Raw genomic sequence first — 15,427 nt, 5'->3', positions numbered from 1 at the left:
TCTGCGGGCCGGTGGGGTGGGGGCGGTAGCCCCTTGGGCGGTCTCGCAGCTGGTTGGGGGGTTTCCCGTCAGTCCCATCGTCCTTCCGGTTCGGGCCGGCCTGTCAAGGGCGCTCCCTTCGGTCGCGTCGCTGCGCGATCGCCTTCGGCGACCCTTGACCGACCGACCCGCCCCGGAAAGACAAGGACTGCCGGGAAGCCCCCAAAAGAACGGCACGGTCCAGAGGGGGAGGGGCGGGTTCTCAGCGATGAGGCGAGGGGCCGGGCGCCGGCATGCCGGGCATCCGGGCCCCATATCCGCGATTCCGGGCCGGGGGCGCGGCTACCCGCACGAGAGGTTGACCAGAGGCCTCTGCGAAGCACGCAGGCGCAGCAGGTCGCTACGCGCTCCTCGCGTCTCAGCGTCTGCGGTCCGTCTGGCAGCTTGTTGCGCCCCATCTCGCTCCCAAGACCCGCACCCTGATGACCCACTGGATCTGACGGTGGCCTCCGAACCCGTTGCAGGACCGGCCCACCCTGGAGCTGGCCAGCCGGCCGTGCCTGCCGCAGGTGAACCTGACCTAGGAGGACAGGAATCGGCTTACTCGGTCTATGACCTGGGCTTGCCAGATCTGCGTCTGCGGATCGGCGTACCCGGGATCGTCGTGGACTGCGAAGCCGTGCTGGGCGCCGCCCAGTTCCAGCAGTTCGGCCGCCGGGAAGAACGGGAGATACCGGCGGCATGATTCCACAGGGACGAAGGTGTCCTCCGTGCCGTGCACGAGGAGGACAGGTGCACGGACTGCCTTCAGGTAGACCTCTGGCTCCAGGTAGAAGACTTCGTTGTGGAGGGCCCGGCCCAGCTCGAACGGCGACTTCTCGGTGAAGCCGCGCTCGTCCAGGTCGTTGGCTGCGGTGGTCGAGATGTAGCCGCCGTCGAAGTAGGGGCGGCTGTCCACGTAGCGGTCCCGGTAGTCCAGCCGAGGATTCAAAAGCACCAGCCGTCCTACGTCCTGTGGCCTCCGCCCGGCGTGCAGGGCGGCCGCCCCACCCGAGAAGGATGCCGCGATCACGTGTGGGGGGTCGGCCAGCCCCGTCTCCTTGCGAATCTGGTCTCCGGCCGCCCGGATGTCGTTGGCGATCCCGGCGATGGTGATGTCCTGGGGCCGGCTTTTGCTTGCCCCGTGCGCACGCAGATCGAATCTCAGGGACACCACGCCAACTGCTGCCAGGCCCTTGGCCAGCCGGCTGAAGAAGCCGCCTTCTTCCCTCGTCACACCGGCGCCGTGTGCCAGCACCGCCAGCCATGCCGGCTCCGCCTCGGACGGCGATGTCACCGTCCCGGCCAACTTCGTACCGTCGAGGGACCGGAAACGAACTTCCCGCTCAGAGGGCATGCCCTGATGCTAGGGCTCGCAGAGGGTCGGCGGATTCCAGGGATCTAGATCTGGCTCAGGGCTAGGGTGCCCGTATGACGATTCGCGCTGTGGTTTTCGACGTGGGCGAGTGCCTGGTGGACGAGACGCGGGAGTACGGGACCTGGGCCGACTGGCTCGGGGTGCCGCGTCATACGTTCGCCGCGATGTTCGGTGCCGTTATTGCCCAGGGGCGTGATTATCGGGAGACGTTCCAGACCTTCCGGCCGGGGTTCGACCTCTATGAGCAGCGTGAGGCCCGTGCGGCTGCGGGGCAGCCCGAGCAGTTCGGCGAGGGTGATCTGTACGTGGATGTCCGGCCCGCGCTGGCGCAGCTGCGGTCTGACGGCTTGTGGCTGGGCATCGCCGGCAACCAGACCGTTCGGGCTGGTGGGATCCTGAGGGAGCTTTTCGCCTCGGACGTGGATCTGATCGGCACCTCGGACGACTGGGGAGCGAGCAAGCCCGACCCTGAGTTCTTCGTGCGCGTTGCCAAGGTCGTGCCGTTCGCCCCGGAGGAGATCCTTTACGTCGGCGACCGGGTCGACAACGACCTGCGGCCTGCTGCTGCCGCAGGGATGCAGAGCGCCCTGATTCGGCGGGGGCCGTGGGCCACCATCCAATGGGAGACGCCCGAGGCAGTGGAGCTGCCGACCTTCAGGGTCGACAGCCTCATCGAACTCCCCGGCTGCATCGCCGAGTTCAACGGATCTGCGCCCTGAAGAACAGGTACGTTGCCGATATGGCTGACTTCTTGATCGTGATTACCACCGTGGACACCCACGACGCCGCGCGAAAATTGTCGCGGTCGGCGGTGGAGGCGGGGCTCGCTGCCTCCGGGCAGGTGACCGGACCGATTGAGACCACGTATCGGCATCTCGGCGAGCTCTGCGAGGGGACCGAGTACCAGGTGACGTTCCGCACGACCGAAGACCGGCGGGAGGCCATCGAAAGCCACCTCGTGGGCAGCCATCCGTATGACTCGCCTGAGGTCATCGCGATCGGGATCGATGCCGGTCGTACCGAGTACCTGGATTGGATCACCCGCGCCACACGCTAGACCTTCAGACGCTCCAGCAGAACGCTGACCGGGGCGAGGGCGCGGTGGGGTGCCAGCCGCTTGACCATCGTGTGTGCCCGCGCCACCGGTCTGACCGAAGCGAGGCCCTCGGAGAGGTCGAATACCCGGCTCGTGATCGCGGCCGCGTGCTCGACCTCGCCCGCGTCGAGGTAGGCCGACGCGAGCCAGGAGAGGTACAACGCCTTGTCGCGTGCCCGGGTGTCGTCATACCGGCTGAGGGCGTCTTCCAGCGCCGGGATGGCGCGCAGCGGACGATGCAGCTCTGCCCAGCACCGCCCCGTCATGATCGCGATCTCGTCGCGGTCCACCCAGTAGGCCCAGTCCGGCGCGATCTCGCCGCTCTCCCTGTTAACGGCTTCCGCTGCAGCCTTGAGGAAGTAGTCCGCTTCCCGGTCGTTGCCGGAAGTCGCGTGCTGCCACGCCAGCCTGTCCGCCAGTAGAGCCCGCACTGCTGGTGCTGCGTCCGTGCCGAGTGCCTCGTAGGCGGCCCGTCGCGAATGTGACCCCGGCGCTCCCGCCCACGGTCCATTCCAGGTACGCGAGAAAGGCCAGCGAGTTGCCTTCCAGCGCTGTGTCCTCCGCTGCGCGGGACGCCGCCAAGGCAGTCATGTAGCGGCTACGGGCCTCTCCGTATTGACCGGCGTCGTACGCTGCCCAGCCGGCGAGCTGGGCCTGTTCGGCGATGATTCCCCGAAGGGCGAGCCCGGTGGCTTCGGAGTAGACGCCTTCGTCGGCCAGTCGGGTCGTGCCCTCCAGCTCGCGTACGTACATGCGGTAGGTGTCACCACCACCCACGAAATCGTCCAGTCGCCTGAGCCGCGCCGTCCTCTGGCTGAGCTGTTCTGGCACGTCGGCGCCGATCCTCCGCCCGGACGCCAGCAACGACGACGGTTGTATGGCGGCGATCCCAGCGCCTGCCATGAATCCTCGGCGATTCACATCGTTCTCCTGACCGGTCTGCTGCTCCAGTCGGCGAAGCCGCCGGGCCAAGGCAACGGCACGGCACAGCTCCTCCTCGGGCACGCCGAACTCCGCAGCCAGCAGCGCCCGCGACGCGGGGTCCGGAAGACGCTCTTGGGTCTCCCATCTCGACACCGCAGCCTGCTCCAGGGGATATCCCCGCCGCGCCGAGAGGTCTGTCGCCAGCCCCTCCTGGGTCCGTCCGCTCGCCGTCCGTAGTCGCCGAAGCAGTTGCCCAATGGGCTCTACTCCGTTGCTCTCGTTCCTGGTCGTCATTCCCGTCCCCCGGCCATAAAACGTGGCCATGTCCCCGGAATGGCCACGCCTCCTGGCCCATCCATCCAAACGCGTAGGGCAGTTGACTGGTCACCGCCGCCAGACACAGACAGTGGAGAGGTGCAGTGTCCCCACAGAAACGCAATGGTCAGTGCCGGACCGTGCCCGACAGCGTTAGTCGCCCGCTCGATTGCGACACTCTCGTCTGTAGGGCGCAGGTCCTGCCCGTGCCCAGCCAGGACCTTCTCGACCGCGCGCGTCGTGGTTGGGAGCGGTTCCTCGACTCGTTCGAGGAGCCGCCCCATGAGTGAGCAGTACGAGTACGTCCCTCACCGCCTCCTCCGTCGTCGGGTGCGTGACATCGCCTCCGGCACCGAGGGGGAGCTGATGGCCGTGATCAACGAGAACGTCTCCGACTCCGTCGCCTACGAGCGCTGGATGGAACTCGCGTACATCCGTGGCGCGTCCGGCCGGGAGTTCACGACCGCCGTCGGCAACGTCCAACCCGCCGACGACCAGCCCAGGACGGCAGTCAGACGCCGAGAACGGGGGAGCGCGTAGCGATCCGACGCGCCTGTCGTGCCGGGGGGCCTCTCTGGTCGTCTTTTGGTGCAGGTATCAGCCCCGGACGGCCGTCGGACGCTGAGATATGAGGAGCGCGTAGCGATCTGGTGCGGCTGGGGGCTCCGCAGGTCGCTCTGGTCGGCCTCTCGTGCGCGTGGTCGCGCCCCGGCCCTGGGCCGGGGATCACAGGGCCCGGATGCCCGGTCGGCCGGCGTCCGGCCCCGTCGCCTCGTCCCTGACACGGCCGCGCTTCCTCTCCTGCCCCGTGACCGTTCCTTCGGGGGTTTCCCGGCAGTCTTCGTTTTTCCGGGGCGGGACGGGCTGTCAGGAGTGGAGCGGAGCGACATCGCGCAGCGACGCGACGAAGGAGCGCTCTTGACAGCCCGGCGCGACGCGGAAGGACGATGGGACTGACGGGAAACCCCCGTGCCCTCTCCGATCCGGTCCACCGGGATCCCGTCACCGCGAGTTCCGGTGTACGGGATACCTCCGCCCCGCCGGAACCCCCGCCCCGCCACCCGGCGCAAAACCGTCCCCCGACCCCTCGCCGAAGTTCGCCCCCGCAGGTACCACCAGCGCCGATGGGTCGTATCGTGGTCCCGGACGGGCGCCCCGCACCGCGTGCCCGACCAGCCGCTCCAGCGCAGCAGCGGCCACCGCCGTCCACACCCCGCCGCATCAGGAGCCGCAACCGCCATGGCAAACCCGGCACACCCCGCCTACCCCGTAGGACTCCGTCTGGCAGGGCGCCGCGTCGTCGTCATCGGCGGCGGGCAGGTCGCCCAGCGCCGGCTGCCCGCGCTCGTCGCGGCCGGTGCCGACGTGCTGCTGATCTCCCCCTCCGCGACCCCCTCCGTGGACGCGATGGCGGAGACCGGCGAGATCCGCTGGGAGCGCCGCCGCTACCAGGACGGCGACCTCGACGGTGCCTGGTACGCGCTGATCGCGACCCGGGACCGGGCCGCCAACGACGCCGCCTCCGCCGAGGCCGAGAGCCGCCGGGTCTGGTGCGTGCGCGCCGACGACGCCGACGCCGCCACCGCCTGGACCCCGGCGACCGGCCGGGTGGAGGGCGTGACCGTCGCCGTGCTCAGCGGCAACGACCCGCGCCGCTCCGCCGCCGTGCGCGACGCGGTCGTCGAGGGGCTGCGCGACGGCTCGCTGACCGCCGCCCGCCCCCGCGTCCCCGGTGTCGCCCTCGTCGGCGGCGGGCCCGGCGACCCGGACCTGATCACCGTGCGCGGCCGCCGCCTGCTCGCCGAGGCCGACGTGGTCATCGCCGACCGGCTCGGCCCCCGGGACCTGCTCGACGAGCTCCCGCCGCACGTCGAGGTCATCGACGCCGCGAAGATCCCGTACGGCCGTTTCATGGCCCAGGAGGCCATCAACAACGCCCTGATCGAGCACGCCAAGGCCGGCAAGGCCGTGGTCCGGCTCAAGGGCGGGGACCCGTACGTCTTCGGGCGCGGCATGGAGGAGCTCCAGGCCCTCGCCGCCGAGGGGATCGCCTGCACCGTCGTGCCCGGCATCTCCAGCTCCATCTCGGTGCCGAGCGCCGCCGGCATTCCCGTCACCCACCGCGGGGTGGCGCACGAGTTCACCGTGGTCAGCGGTCACGTCGGACCGGACGACCCGCGTTCCCTCGTCGACTGGGCGGCCCTCGCCAAGCTCACCGGCACGATCGTCATCCTCATGGGCGTCGACAAGATCGGTCTGATCGCCGAGGCCCTGGTCCGTCACGGCCGCTCCGCCGACACCCCCGTGGCGGTCGTCCAGGAGGGCACCACCGCCACCCAGCGCCGGGTGGACGCCACCCTCGCGACCGTCGGCGAGACGGTCAAGGCGCAGGAGGTCCGCCCGCCCGCCGTCATCGTGATCGGCGACGTCGTCCGCGTCAACGCACCCCTCGCCGGCGCCTGACAGGCCGTTGGCACCGCACCCAGGACAAGGCAGTATCACCCTGTGGCTGATCTCATCACCATCGAAGACCCCGACGACCCGCGCCTGCGCGACTACACGGGCCTGACCGACGTCGAGCTGCGGCGCCGCCGCGAGCCCGCCGAGGGCCTGTTCATCGCCGAGGGCGAGAAGGTCATCCGGCGGGCCAAGGACGCCGGGTACGAGATGCGCTCGATGCTGCTCTCGGCCAAGTGGGTCGACGTCATGCGCGACGTCATCGACGAGCTCCCCGCCCCGGTCTACGCGGTCAGCCCGGACCTCGCCGAGCGGGTCACCGGCTACCACGTGCACCGCGGCGCGCTCGCCTCGATGCAGCGCAAGCCGCTGCCCACGGCCCAGGAACTGCTGGCCTCGGCGCGCCGGGTGGCCGTCATGGAGGCCGTCAACGACCACACCAACATCGGGGCCATCTTCCGCAGCGCCGCCGCCCTCGGCATGGACGCGGTGCTGCTGTCGCCCGACTGCGCGGACCCGCTGTACCGGCGCTCGGTGAAGGTGTCGATGGGCGCGGTGTTCTCCGTCCCCTACGCCCGCCTGGAGGCGTGGCCCAAGAGCCTCGACACGGTGCGGGAGGCGGGCTTCAAGCTCCTCGCCCTCACCCCGCACGAGAAGGCCTCGCCGATCGACGTGGCCGCCCCGCAGACCCTGGACCGGGTCGCGCTGATGCTGGGCGCGGAGGGCGACGGGCTGTCCACGCAGGCGCTGGTCGCCGCCGACGAGTGGGTGCGCATCCCCATGGCGCACGGAGTGGACTCGCTGAACGTGGGCGCGGCGGCGGCCGTCGCCTTCTACGCGGTGGCCGGCAGCGGCCGCGCGTAGCCGGTAGCCGGTAGCCGCCGGAACGTACCGAAGGACCGAAGGGGGTGCCCCGCCGACGAGGCGGGGCACCCCCTTCGAGGTATCCCGTGCAGGTCCCGGCGCAGACCCCTCGGCTCAGAGCCGCTGCGCGAGGGCGATGCCCAGGGCCACGATCAAGGTGACCACGACGAACACGATCAGCCGCTGCCGCAGCAGCTTCGGGTCCGGCCGCGACGGGCGGCGCCCGGTGCCGGTCGTACGCGGGCCGGGGCGGCCCCCCGTACGCCCGGCGGTGGATCCGGGGTTGCGGGACGACGAGGGCCGCGACTGGGGCCCGCTGTGGGGGCCCTGCGGCCTGGCGACGGGGGTCGCGCCACCGGTACGCCGCTCCGTGCTGCGGTCCGCCTGGCCCGGGCCCCGCCCGTCGGGCCGCGCCGCGGGCCGCTCCACGCGGGCCCGCTGCGCCGGCGGACGCACGTCGCCCAGCCCCTGCGCCTCGCGGGCGGCGATCTCCTTCAGCCGCATCGACAGCTGGAGCGTGGTCGGCCGTTCCTCGGGGTCCTTGGCCAGGCAGGCCCGTACCAGCGGCGCGAGCGCGTCCGGGACCCCGACCAGGTGCGGCTCCTCGTGCACCACGCGGTACAGCATCACCTCGGAACTGCCGTGCCCGAAGGGCGAGTCGGCGGTGGCCGCGTAGGCGAGGGTGGCGCCGAGCGCGAACACGTCCGTGGCCGGGGTGACGGCGGCGCCGCGCACCTGCTCGGGCGCGAGGAAGCCGGGGGAGCCGACGGCGGTGCCCACGTGGGTGAGGGTGCTGGCCCCGGTGGCCCAGGCGATGCCGAAGTCGATGATCCGGGGGCCCTTGGGGGAGAGCAGGATGTTCGAGGGCTTCAGGTCCCGGTGGACCACCCCCGCCTCGTGCACGGCGACCAGGCCCTCGGAGAGCGCGGCCCCGATCGCGGCGATCTGCGCGGCCGTCAGGGGCCCTTCCTCGGCGACCTTGTCGTGCAGCGAGGGGCCGGGCACGTACTGGGTGGCGAACCAGGGGCGCTCCGCGTCCAGATCGGCGGCCACCAGCCGTGCCGTGCAGCCGCCGCGGATCCGCCGGGCGGCGGACACCTCTCGCGCGAACCGGGAGCGGAACTCCTGGTCCTCGGCCAGGTCGGGCCGGATCACCTTGAGGGCCACGCGCTGGCCGCGCCGGTCCGACCCGAGGTAGACCACGCCCATACCGCCGGCGCCGAGCCGCCGGTGCAGTCTGAACGAGCCGACGACACGCGGGTCCTCGCGCCGGAGCCGCATCATCGCCATGTCCACCCCGCTGACGGTCGTCCTGCTGACCTGGCACAGCTTACGGACCATCCGGCACGAGCGCTCAGAGGCCGCGCCCTCCCGGGGAGATTCGATTGTCAGTGCGGGGCAGGCCACTTGAGGGTGCGACAGGTTCCGCCCCCGTCCGGCCCCCGAGTCCGGGTCCCCGGCCCAAACCGCCCTCGGGTCAAGGGTATTGGCGCCCGCACCGCTCCCCGGACGGGCCGGCTCCGAGGGGGATCGGCCCGTCCCGGCGGGCGGGGTCGTCAACGCCCCGCAAGGGGACATACGTGTGCGGGGAGTGACGGAAGTGAGCGAAGTCACTACGCTCCGATAGCCCCCTCCGGGAAGACCCCCATCACCGGGGAGGGATCTCCACCCAGGGGAGTACGCCGGGGCCGGCCTCGTCATCCTCCTGGAGGCCCGGCAAGGGGTACGAGGGCATGAGGTCAGGAGCCTTCGGGCCGCCTAGTGTTGAAGACAAGCGGCGGGTGGCGCACTCGTCCCCCGAGGTCACAAGCCCGCCGCTGCCAAACGACAGGGAGAGGATCATGGCGGACATCGCACGGCAGGGACGCAAGGCATTCGCGTTCAACGGCCATGAGTCCGGTACGCGCCACCCGCTGGTGGCCGCGGCCATGGTCCTTCCCCTGGCCGCCCTCCTGCTCTTCCTTTTCGGAGGCTTCGAGCAGGTGGCGGCGCAGGCGTCGTCCGTGGGCGTGATGCTGGGGCGCTGAGCGGCGCCCCGGGCCCGGAAGAGCGGTCCGGGCCGGGCATCGGCCTGTCGCACCCCGTGGGGACGGGGGAGCGACGGACGGCAGGTGAAGGGTGCTGCCCGTACGACTGGGGAGTCGGACGGGCAGCACCCTTTTTCGCGTGCCCGTTCCTGTCCCGGTGCCGGACAACGCGGAAGCCCCGGCCGTGATGACGGCCGGGGCTTCCGGTGCGGTGCGCGATACTGGGATTGAACCAGTGACCTCTTCCGTGTCAGGGAAGCGCTCTCCCGCTGAGCTAATCGCGCGGGCTGCGGTAAGGAACCGCAGGTGAACAAGGTGTTGCGGGTGTTGCGTGCGCGATACTGGGATTGAACCAGTGACCTCTTCCGTGTCAGGGAAGCGCTCTCCCGCTGAGCTAATCGCGCGGGGATCCTTGCGGATCAGGTCCTTGCGGACCAGTGGACGATACTGGGATTGAACCAGTGACCTCTTCCGTGTCAGGGAAGCGCTCTCCCGCTGAGCTAATCGTCCTTGGAGGTGGAGACGGGATTTGAACCCGTGTAGACGGCTTTGCAGGCCGTTGCCTCGCCTCTCGGCCACTCCACCTCGGAGTGTGCAGGGGTTCTCGGGAAGATCCCCCACTCAGAGCGGACGACGAGACTCGAACTCGCGACATCCACCTTGGCAAGGTGGTGCTCTACCAACTGAGCTACGTCCGCAGTGTCACCGTGTTCGCTCCGGTGTTTTTCCCGGCGCTCCCTGGCGACGTGTTGAACTCTAGCGGATTCCCGGGCCAGCTCAAAAACGCGTTTCCGCAGCGTGCTGCCACCCGATCACCGGAGGTCACCCGTCGGTCACCTCACCGGCGCCATCGCGTCACCGGTCATAGACTCGCAGCCGTGCACGACCTGCCTCCCCTGGCCCGCTTCGGCGGCCTTCTCGCGACCGACCTCCGAGATGTCACCAGCGACCCCTCGGCCCTCGACTCCACCGGGTTCTGGGCGGTGACCGCAGACTTCGAAGGCCGGCTGGTCTGCGCGCGCTTCGGAGACATACGCCCCGACCCCGTACCCGCGCCCGTGCCCGGGGCCTGGCGCGGACCGGCCGCCGACCGGTGGTCCTCCTCGCTCGACCGCTCCGCGTACGTCGCGGGCGTCCGGCGGATCCGCGAGTACATCGCGGCGGGGGAGGTCTACCAGGCCAATCTCTGCCGCGTGATGTCCGCGCCCCTGCCGGACCCCGCCGCCACCGACGTGGACGCCCTGACCTCGCTCCTCGCGCGCGGCAATCCCGCGCCCTATGCAGGAACGATTCGGCTCAGGGCTCACGGCGTCGAGATCGCCACCGCCTCCCCCGAGCTCTTCCTGAGCCGCGACGGCCGCCACATCGAGTCCGGCCCCATCAAGGGCACCGGCCGCACCGCCGCCGACCTGCTGCCCAAGGACCACGCCGAGAACGTGATGATCGTGGACCTCGTGCGCAACGACCTCGGCCGCGTCTGCTCCACCGGCTCCGTCGCCGTCCCCGAGCTGTGCGCCCTGGAGGAGCACCCCGGCCTCGTCCACCTCGTCTCCACCGTCAGCGGCGAACTTGCCGAGGACGCCGGCTGGCCCGAGCTGCTCGCCGCCACCTTCCCGCCCGGCTCGGTCACCGGCGCCCCCAAGTCCTCCGCCCTGCGGATCATCGAAGAGCTGGAGACCGCCCCCCGCGGCCCCTACTGTGGGGGCATCGGCTGGGTCGACGCCGACCGCGGCACCGCCGCGCTCGCCGTGGGCATCCGCACCTTCTGGATCGACCGCGAGGCACCCGGCGGCCCCCGCCTCAGCTTCGGCACCGGCGCCGGGATCACCTGGGGCTCCGACCCCGAACGGGAATGGGCCGAGACCGAGCTGAAGGCCGCCCGGCTGGTCGCACTGGCCTCCGGCGGGCCCCTGCCCGGCGCACACGAGACGACGCACGACCTGAGTGGAGGAACCGTACGGTGAGGATCTGGCTCGACGGCACGCTGCGCGACGCCGATGACGCGAGGGTGTCTGTACTGGACCACGGGCTGACCGTGGGCGACGGGGTCTTCGAGACGCTCAAGGCCCAGGACGGCACCCTCTTCGCGCTCACCCGCCACCTGGAGCGGCTGACCCGCTCGGCGCGCGGCCTGGGCCTGCCGGACCCCGACCTCGACGAGGTCCGCCGCGCCTGCGCCGCCGTGCTGGAGGCCAACCCCGTCCCGCTCGGCCGGCTCCGGATCACCTACACGGGCGGACCGTCCCCGCTCGGCTCCGACCGAGGCGATTCCGGACCCACCCTCGTCGTCGCCCTCGGCGAGACCACCCGCCGCCCCGACACCACCGCCGTGATCACCGTTCCGTGGGTCCGCAACGAGCGCTCCCCGCTGACCGGCCTCAAGACCACCTCCTACGCCGAGAACGTGGTCGCCCTCGACCGGGCCAACCGGGCGGGAGCCTCCGAGGCCCTCTTCGCCAACACCGTCGGACAGCTCTGCGAGGGCACCGGCTCCAACGTCTTCGTCGTCCTCGACGGCGAGCTCCACACCCCGCCCGTCGCCTCGGGCTGCCTCGCGGGCATCACCCGCGCACTGGCCGTCGAATGGACCGGCGCGAAGGAGACCGACCTGCCCTTCGACGTCCTGGAGCGCGCCGAGGAGGTCTTCCTGACCTCCACCCTGCGCGACGTACAGGCCGTCCACCGCGTCGACGGGCGCGTCCTGACCGGCACCCCCGGCCCCGTCACGGCCAAGGCCATGCGCGTCTTCGACGAGCGCGCCGCGTCCGACATCGACCCCTGAGCATCCCGCCGAGCGCCCCACGCCCCGTGGTCACGGCGGCGCGGGGCGGGTAGAACACGACGATGACCACCACCCTGCGGCCGAGCGGGCCGCTTCAGCAGAGCGACTCCGGCGCGCGCTCGCGCCCGTACGAGGTCCGCGTCAACAGCAGGCGCGTCGGGGCGCTGCTGATCGCCGCCGACACGCCCTTCGGGCCGACGGTGGGGGAGATCCGGGACCTGGCCATCGACGAGCCGGACCGCCGCCGCGGCCGCGCCACCGTCGCGGCGCTCGCCGCCGAGGAGGTGCTGCGCGGCTGGGGCTGCCGCCGGGTGAGGATCTCGGTCCCGGCCGCCTCCCCGGGCGGGCTCCGGCTCGCGGCCGCCCTCGGCTACACCGAGTCCGGCCGCAACATGGCCAAGGAGCTCCCGGCCGCCCCGCCGGCGCTCTCCGAGGGGGTCCAGGGCCGGCCCATGACCGAGGCCGAGTACGAGGCCTGGAACGTACGGGCCCGCGCCGGCTACGCGGCGAGCTGGGCCGCCCGGGGGATGCCGGAGGAGGCGGCCCGGGCCAAATCGCGGGCCGACCACGACGCGCAGCTCCCGCGGGGACTCGCCACCCCCGGGGTCACCTTCGCCGTCCTGGAGGCGGCGGGCACCCCCGTCGGCCACGTATGGGTGGCGGCGGCCGGGGAGGGCTCGTACGTCTACGACGTCGCCGTCGCCGAGGAGCACCGCGGGCGCGGATACGGCCGCGACCTGATGCTGCTCGCGGAGCGCACGGCCATCGCCGCCGGCCACCGGGTGCTGGCGCTGCACGTGTTCACCGCCAACACCCCGGCCCTGCGCCTGTACGAGTCCCTCGGGTACCGGCCGACCGGCCTCAACTACGGCAAGGAGCTCATCTAGCCTGGTGGCCCATGGGTGTCAGGGAGCGTGAGCGCAAGGTGTACCGGCCGCTGCGGCGGGCCGGTCTGGAAGTGATCCCGGACGCCGTGCCGGACGGTGTGATGCCGTTCGTCGGCTCGTACGGGGCCGAGGACGTCGCCGGGTACTTCTCCCTCCCGTACGACACCCCGCGGCTCGTGGAGCGGCTCAACGAGGAGTGGTACGAGCTCGCCGTCTCCACGGGCCTCTTCGACCACCGGCGCGAGTTCCTCGTCATGCTCCCGCAGGGCACCCGGACGCACCGCGCCGCGCTGCACCACATGCACGAGGGCGCGGCGCCGCCGTCGCTCTGGACGCGGGTGCGGCTGCTGGAGCGCTGGGACGTGATGGGCCGGGGCGCGGGTTCCGCCTTCCTCGGCGTCCACGCGGGCCACCCGGGCTTCGGCATGATGGCGCTCGACAGCAGCGTGTACATCATCTGCTCGACGGGCGAGAGGGGCGTCGACGTGGTCGCGGTGTCCCACCCGTACCGCTCGGCGGAGGTCCTGCGGCACCTGGAGTGGACCGCGGGCTGGAGCTTCCCCGGGAGCAACCCCGAGTTCAGGCGACGGATCGCCGCCTGGCTCGCGGGCCGCCGGGAGCCCGCCACGGCGGAAGCGGGCGCGCCCGCCGTGGCGCGGGACGGGTCCTAGGCCGTCTCGCCCGCGAGCAGCCGGTCCGCGATCTCCTCGATGCGGGCGCGCAGGCCCTCCTGGCTCTTGCCGCCGTCCAGGCGCTCGCCGCCGATCACGTACGTCGGGGTGCCGGTCACGCCGATGGCCTTGCCCTCGGCCTGGTCGGCGTCGACGATCAGGATGTGCCGGCCGTCGATCAGTGCGGTGTCGAACTCCTCGGCGTCCAGGCCGAGTTCGCGCGCCACGTCCAGCAGTACGGCCTCGCCGCGCTCGCCCAGTTCGGCGGTGCGGGCGAGCACGGCCTCCGCGTACGGCCAGCCCTGGCCCTGTTCCGCGGCCTCCTCGGCGGCCTGCGCGGCGGCGAAGGCGTGCTTGTGCTTCTCCAGCGGGAAGTGCCGGAGCCGGACGTCCAGCCGGTCGCCGTAGCGGGCCCGCAGGGCCCGCACGTCGTCCAGGGCGCTGTGGCAGTCCGGGCACTGGAGTTCGCACCAGACTTCGAGGATCACGGAATCGGTCATGCGGACAGTCTCCCAGACCCCCTGAGGAGGAGATCCGACCCCGAGATGTCCCGGAGATCCGCGTGGACGGGCCCGCGGACGTGGCCGCCGCGGCGGGGGCCGGTGCAGGATGGAAGGGACAGACCGACCACCGCCGACCGCCGGAGGACCGCATGCTCGCCGAGACCATCTGTTCCGCGGTGTCCGCGGCGGGCCTGGGCATCGCCGCAGTGACCGCGTACCGCAAGCGCTTCCTCGCCGCGACGCGGATCGCGGCGTACTCGCTGGTGCCGGTGGGCCTGGTGCTGACCGGCGTGGTGCAGTGGGTGTCCGGGATGGTCTTCAAGCCGACCGTCTGGATCGGCTTCGGCCTGCTGGGGCTGGCCTGGGTGCTGTTCATGACCACCCGGGCCGTGGAGCGCCGGGGCCTGGGAAGGGCCCCCAAGGCCCCGAAGGCGGCCAAGGGCGCCCCTGGCCGGGAGGCCGTCGCCCCGGGCGCCTCGGTCCCCTCCCTGGGCACGGGAGGCCGCCAGGGCGCCGAGCCGGCCCCCGCTGCGGCCCCGGCGGACGACTTCTCCGACATCGAGGCGATCCTCAAGAAGCACGGGATCTGACCCCCTACGCGAGGCCCACGGTGAACGCCGCGCGGTAGCCGGTGCCGTCCGGGGCGGGGGTCAGGGTCATCCTCCCGTTGGCGGCCCGGTAGCGGTCGTCGTTGCCGTTCGGGTCGCGGGGGGCCTTGCGGCGCGCGTACGGCTGCCGCCCGTAGACCTCCTTGAGGAACGCGTCGGGCAGGAAGAACTGCGAGGTCGTCTCGGAGCGCGCGTCGGGCCGGACCTTGAAGTGGATGTGCGGCGCCAGCCCCGCGTACCAGCCCGGCACGATCGTCCCGAAGACGCAGCGGCCGGAGGCGTCGGTGACCTGGACGCCGCGCAGCCACTTCTCCTTGCCCTCCGAGTACACGCCCGACGCGTCGGCCTGCCAGATCTCCACGGCGGCGCCCGCGAGCGGCCGGCAGCCGTCCTTCACGCGCACCACCGTCAGCTCCAGCCGCAGCGGTACGCCCTCGCGGCCCTCGGTGACGTCCGAGCGGGTCCGGCCCCGGCCGACGTAGTTCGGGCCCGCGCCCGACGTCACCGCCAGTACGCAGCCCGGTGTGGCGCCGCCCGACGGCGCCGGTGCGGCCCGGCCGGGTGTGGCCGGGCGGGCGCAGGACGCCGTCAGCGCGGCGATCCCGGCGGATCCGGCGGTCAGCAGGAGGGCCCGCCGGCTGGTCGGGGAAGTGCCCTTGTCGGTCATGCGGAGCCTCTCGCGCGTGCGCCCGGGGCCGTCGCGTGCGGACGGCCCGCCCACCGCGCCCACCGTCCCGCACACCGGCGGCCGGGCCCGCGACCGACACACGGCCGACCGGGTCCTCGTAGCGGATGCCGGGCCCGTGCGGGGGGAGAAGCCGCGGGGAACCACCTGATCTGACGAGAGACGGCGAACTGCCGCGCCGATCATGGCGTGTTGAGGGCGGGGCGGGGGCG

The 15,427-nt window shown here is 72.0% G+C and carries 17 protein-coding genes and 5 tRNA genes; 11 read left to right on the top strand and 11 right to left on the bottom strand.

Features of this window, described 5'->3' with window-relative positions; translation table 11 throughout:
- Positions 1-559: 559 nt before the first annotated feature.
- Positions 560-1,375 carry an alpha/beta hydrolase gene (locus ACZ518_RS24085; RefSeq protein ID WP_469115057.1) on the bottom strand — a complete coding sequence of 272 codons (816 nt, stop codon included), beginning with the start codon at positions 1,373-1,375 and terminating at the stop codon, positions 560-562.
- A 74-nt stretch (positions 1,376-1,449) separates the two neighbouring features.
- Here ACZ518_RS24085 and ACZ518_RS24080 point away from each other — a divergent pair, with 74 nt between their 5' ends.
- Both ACZ518_RS24080 and cutA read left to right on the top strand, forming a co-directional pair.
- A complete protein-coding gene (locus tag ACZ518_RS24080; protein ID WP_469115056.1) occupies positions 1,450-2,115 on the top strand; it encodes an HAD family hydrolase in 666 nt (221 codons plus the stop codon).
- 20 nt (positions 2,116-2,135) lie between these two features.
- Positions 2,136-2,453 carry a divalent-cation tolerance protein CutA gene (cutA, locus tag ACZ518_RS24075; protein ID WP_469115055.1) on the top strand — a complete coding sequence of 106 codons (318 nt, stop codon included), beginning with the start codon at positions 2,136-2,138 and terminating at the stop codon, positions 2,451-2,453.
- On the opposite strand, the gene ACZ518_RS24070 is transcribed toward cutA, so the two are convergent.
- Positions 2,450-2,782, bottom strand: a complete 333-nt coding sequence (locus tag ACZ518_RS24070; RefSeq protein ID WP_469115054.1) for a hypothetical protein — start codon at positions 2,780-2,782, stop codon at positions 2,450-2,452. The two genes, cutA and ACZ518_RS24070, sit on opposite strands and share 4 nt — an antisense overlap.
- 40 nt (positions 2,783-2,822) lie before the next feature.
- Positions 2,823-3,497: a hypothetical protein gene (locus tag ACZ518_RS24065; protein WP_469115053.1), complete on the bottom strand. Its 675-nt coding sequence runs from the start codon at positions 3,495-3,497 to the stop codon at positions 2,823-2,825.
- Between the two features lie 516 nt (positions 3,498-4,013).
- Between ACZ518_RS24065 and ACZ518_RS24060 the strand changes: the two genes are divergently transcribed.
- The 3 genes from ACZ518_RS24060 to ACZ518_RS24050 all read left to right on the top strand — a co-directional run bounded on the left by ACZ518_RS24060 (position 4,014) and on the right by ACZ518_RS24050 (position 7,052).
- A complete protein-coding gene (locus ACZ518_RS24060; RefSeq protein ID WP_469115052.1) occupies positions 4,014-4,271 on the top strand; it encodes a hypothetical protein in 258 nt (85 codons plus the stop codon).
- Between the two features lie 699 nt (positions 4,272-4,970).
- Positions 4,971-6,194 carry a uroporphyrinogen-III C-methyltransferase gene (gene cobA / locus ACZ518_RS24055; protein ID WP_469115051.1) on the top strand — a complete coding sequence of 408 codons (1,224 nt, stop codon included), beginning with the start codon at positions 4,971-4,973 and terminating at the stop codon, positions 6,192-6,194.
- 42 nt (positions 6,195-6,236) lie between these two features.
- On the top strand, positions 6,237-7,052 hold the full coding sequence (locus ACZ518_RS24050; protein ID WP_007263096.1) for a TrmH family RNA methyltransferase: 816 nt from the start codon (positions 6,237-6,239) through the stop codon (positions 7,050-7,052).
- A gap of 114 nt (positions 7,053-7,166) precedes the next feature.
- Here the strand turns inward: ACZ518_RS24050 and ACZ518_RS24045 are convergent, their stop codons facing one another.
- The gene (locus ACZ518_RS24045) at positions 7,167-8,342 is read right to left on the bottom strand and encodes a serine/threonine-protein kinase (RefSeq protein WP_469115140.1); all 1,176 of its coding nucleotides are present in this window, start codon (positions 8,340-8,342) and stop codon (positions 7,167-7,169) included.
- 551 nt (positions 8,343-8,893) lie between these two features.
- Between ACZ518_RS24045 and ACZ518_RS24040 the strand changes: the two genes are divergently transcribed.
- Entirely contained in the window at positions 8,894-9,079 is a 186-nt protein-coding gene (locus tag ACZ518_RS24040; RefSeq protein WP_125597167.1) for a hypothetical protein, read from the top strand.
- 212 nt (positions 9,080-9,291) lie between these two features.
- On the opposite strand, the gene ACZ518_RS24035 is transcribed toward ACZ518_RS24040, so the two are convergent.
- From ACZ518_RS24035 to ACZ518_RS24015, 5 genes are all read right to left on the bottom strand, one after another.
- Positions 9,292-9,363: transfer RNA gene (locus ACZ518_RS24035), tRNA-Val, on the bottom strand.
- A gap of 48 nt (positions 9,364-9,411) precedes the next feature.
- Positions 9,412-9,483, bottom strand: a tRNA-Val gene (locus tag ACZ518_RS24030).
- Between the two features lie 34 nt (positions 9,484-9,517).
- A tRNA-Val gene (locus ACZ518_RS24025) sits at positions 9,518-9,589 on the bottom strand.
- Position 9,590: 1 nt separating this feature from the next.
- Positions 9,591-9,664, bottom strand: a tRNA-Cys gene (locus ACZ518_RS24020).
- 40 nt (positions 9,665-9,704) lie between these two features.
- A tRNA-Gly gene (locus tag ACZ518_RS24015) sits at positions 9,705-9,777 on the bottom strand.
- A gap of 180 nt (positions 9,778-9,957) precedes the next feature.
- On the opposite strand from ACZ518_RS24015, the gene ACZ518_RS24010 reads away from it, so the two are divergent.
- From ACZ518_RS24010 to ACZ518_RS23995, 4 genes are all read left to right on the top strand, one after another.
- The gene (locus tag ACZ518_RS24010) at positions 9,958-11,043 is read left to right on the top strand and encodes a chorismate-binding protein (RefSeq protein ID WP_469115050.1); all 1,086 of its coding nucleotides are present in this window, start codon (positions 9,958-9,960) and stop codon (positions 11,041-11,043) included.
- Complete coding sequence (locus ACZ518_RS24005) at positions 11,040-11,861, top strand: aminotransferase class IV (protein WP_469115049.1); 822 nt, start codon at positions 11,040-11,042, stop codon at positions 11,859-11,861. The genes ACZ518_RS24010 and ACZ518_RS24005 overlap by 4 nt, the downstream gene beginning before the upstream one ends.
- Positions 11,862-11,923: 62 nt before the next feature.
- Positions 11,924-12,748 carry a GNAT family N-acetyltransferase gene (locus tag ACZ518_RS24000; RefSeq protein WP_469115048.1) on the top strand — a complete coding sequence of 275 codons (825 nt, stop codon included), beginning with the start codon at positions 11,924-11,926 and terminating at the stop codon, positions 12,746-12,748.
- A gap of 11 nt (positions 12,749-12,759) precedes the next feature.
- Positions 12,760-13,419, top strand: a complete 660-nt coding sequence (locus tag ACZ518_RS23995; protein WP_469115047.1) for a hypothetical protein — start codon at positions 12,760-12,762, stop codon at positions 13,417-13,419.
- Here the strand turns inward: ACZ518_RS23995 and ACZ518_RS23990 are convergent.
- Positions 13,416-13,919 (bottom strand): DsbA family protein, encoded by a 504-nt coding sequence (locus ACZ518_RS23990; protein WP_469115046.1) that lies wholly within the window; start codon positions 13,917-13,919, stop codon positions 13,416-13,418. The two genes, ACZ518_RS23995 and ACZ518_RS23990, sit on opposite strands and share 4 nt — an antisense overlap.
- A 152-nt stretch (positions 13,920-14,071) precedes the next feature.
- Here ACZ518_RS23990 and ACZ518_RS23985 point away from each other — a divergent pair, with 152 nt between their 5' ends.
- The gene (locus ACZ518_RS23985) at positions 14,072-14,512 is read left to right on the top strand and encodes a hypothetical protein (RefSeq protein WP_469115045.1); all 441 of its coding nucleotides are present in this window, start codon (positions 14,072-14,074) and stop codon (positions 14,510-14,512) included.
- Between the two features lie 4 nt (positions 14,513-14,516).
- On the opposite strand, the gene ACZ518_RS23980 is transcribed toward ACZ518_RS23985, so the two are convergent.
- Complete coding sequence (locus tag ACZ518_RS23980; protein WP_469115044.1) at positions 14,517-15,197, bottom strand: dioxygenase family protein; 681 nt, start codon at positions 15,195-15,197, stop codon at positions 14,517-14,519.
- Positions 15,198-15,427: the final 230 nt, after the last annotated feature.

It is taken from the genome of Streptomyces sp. NPDC033966, assembly GCF_055575955.1.
This window is presented reverse-complemented; position numbering and strand designations above follow the sequence as displayed.

Coding starts and splice junctions, on each gene's coding strand:
- cobA (WP_469115051.1), top strand. CDS start 4,971: ATGGCAAACCCGGCACACCCCGCCTACCCCGTAGGACTCCGTCTGGCA.
- ACZ518_RS24080 (WP_469115056.1), top strand. CDS start 1,450: ATGACGATTCGCGCTGTGGTTTTCGACGTGGGCGAGTGCCTGGTGGAC.
- cutA (WP_469115055.1), top strand. CDS start 2,136: ATGGCTGACTTCTTGATCGTGATTACCACCGTGGACACCCACGACGCC.
- ACZ518_RS23985 (WP_469115045.1), top strand. CDS start 14,072: ATGCTCGCCGAGACCATCTGTTCCGCGGTGTCCGCGGCGGGCCTGGGC.
- ACZ518_RS23995 (WP_469115047.1), top strand. CDS start 12,760: ATGGGTGTCAGGGAGCGTGAGCGCAAGGTGTACCGGCCGCTGCGGCGG.
- ACZ518_RS23990 (WP_469115046.1), bottom strand. CDS start 13,919: ATGACCGATTCCGTGATCCTCGAAGTCTGGTGCGAACTCCAGTGCCCG.
- ACZ518_RS24060 (WP_469115052.1), top strand. CDS start 4,014: ATGAGTGAGCAGTACGAGTACGTCCCTCACCGCCTCCTCCGTCGTCGG.
- ACZ518_RS23980 (WP_469115044.1), bottom strand. CDS start 15,197: ATGACCGACAAGGGCACTTCCCCGACCAGCCGGCGGGCCCTCCTGCTG.
- ACZ518_RS24085 (WP_469115057.1), bottom strand. CDS start 1,375: ATGCCCTCTGAGCGGGAAGTTCGTTTCCGGTCCCTCGACGGTACGAAG.
- ACZ518_RS24000 (WP_469115048.1), top strand. CDS start 11,924: ATGACCACCACCCTGCGGCCGAGCGGGCCGCTTCAGCAGAGCGACTCC.
- ACZ518_RS24040 (WP_125597167.1), top strand. CDS start 8,894: ATGGCGGACATCGCACGGCAGGGACGCAAGGCATTCGCGTTCAACGGC.
- ACZ518_RS24045 (WP_469115140.1), bottom strand. CDS start 8,342: ATGGCGATGATGCGGCTCCGGCGCGAGGACCCGCGTGTCGTCGGCTCG.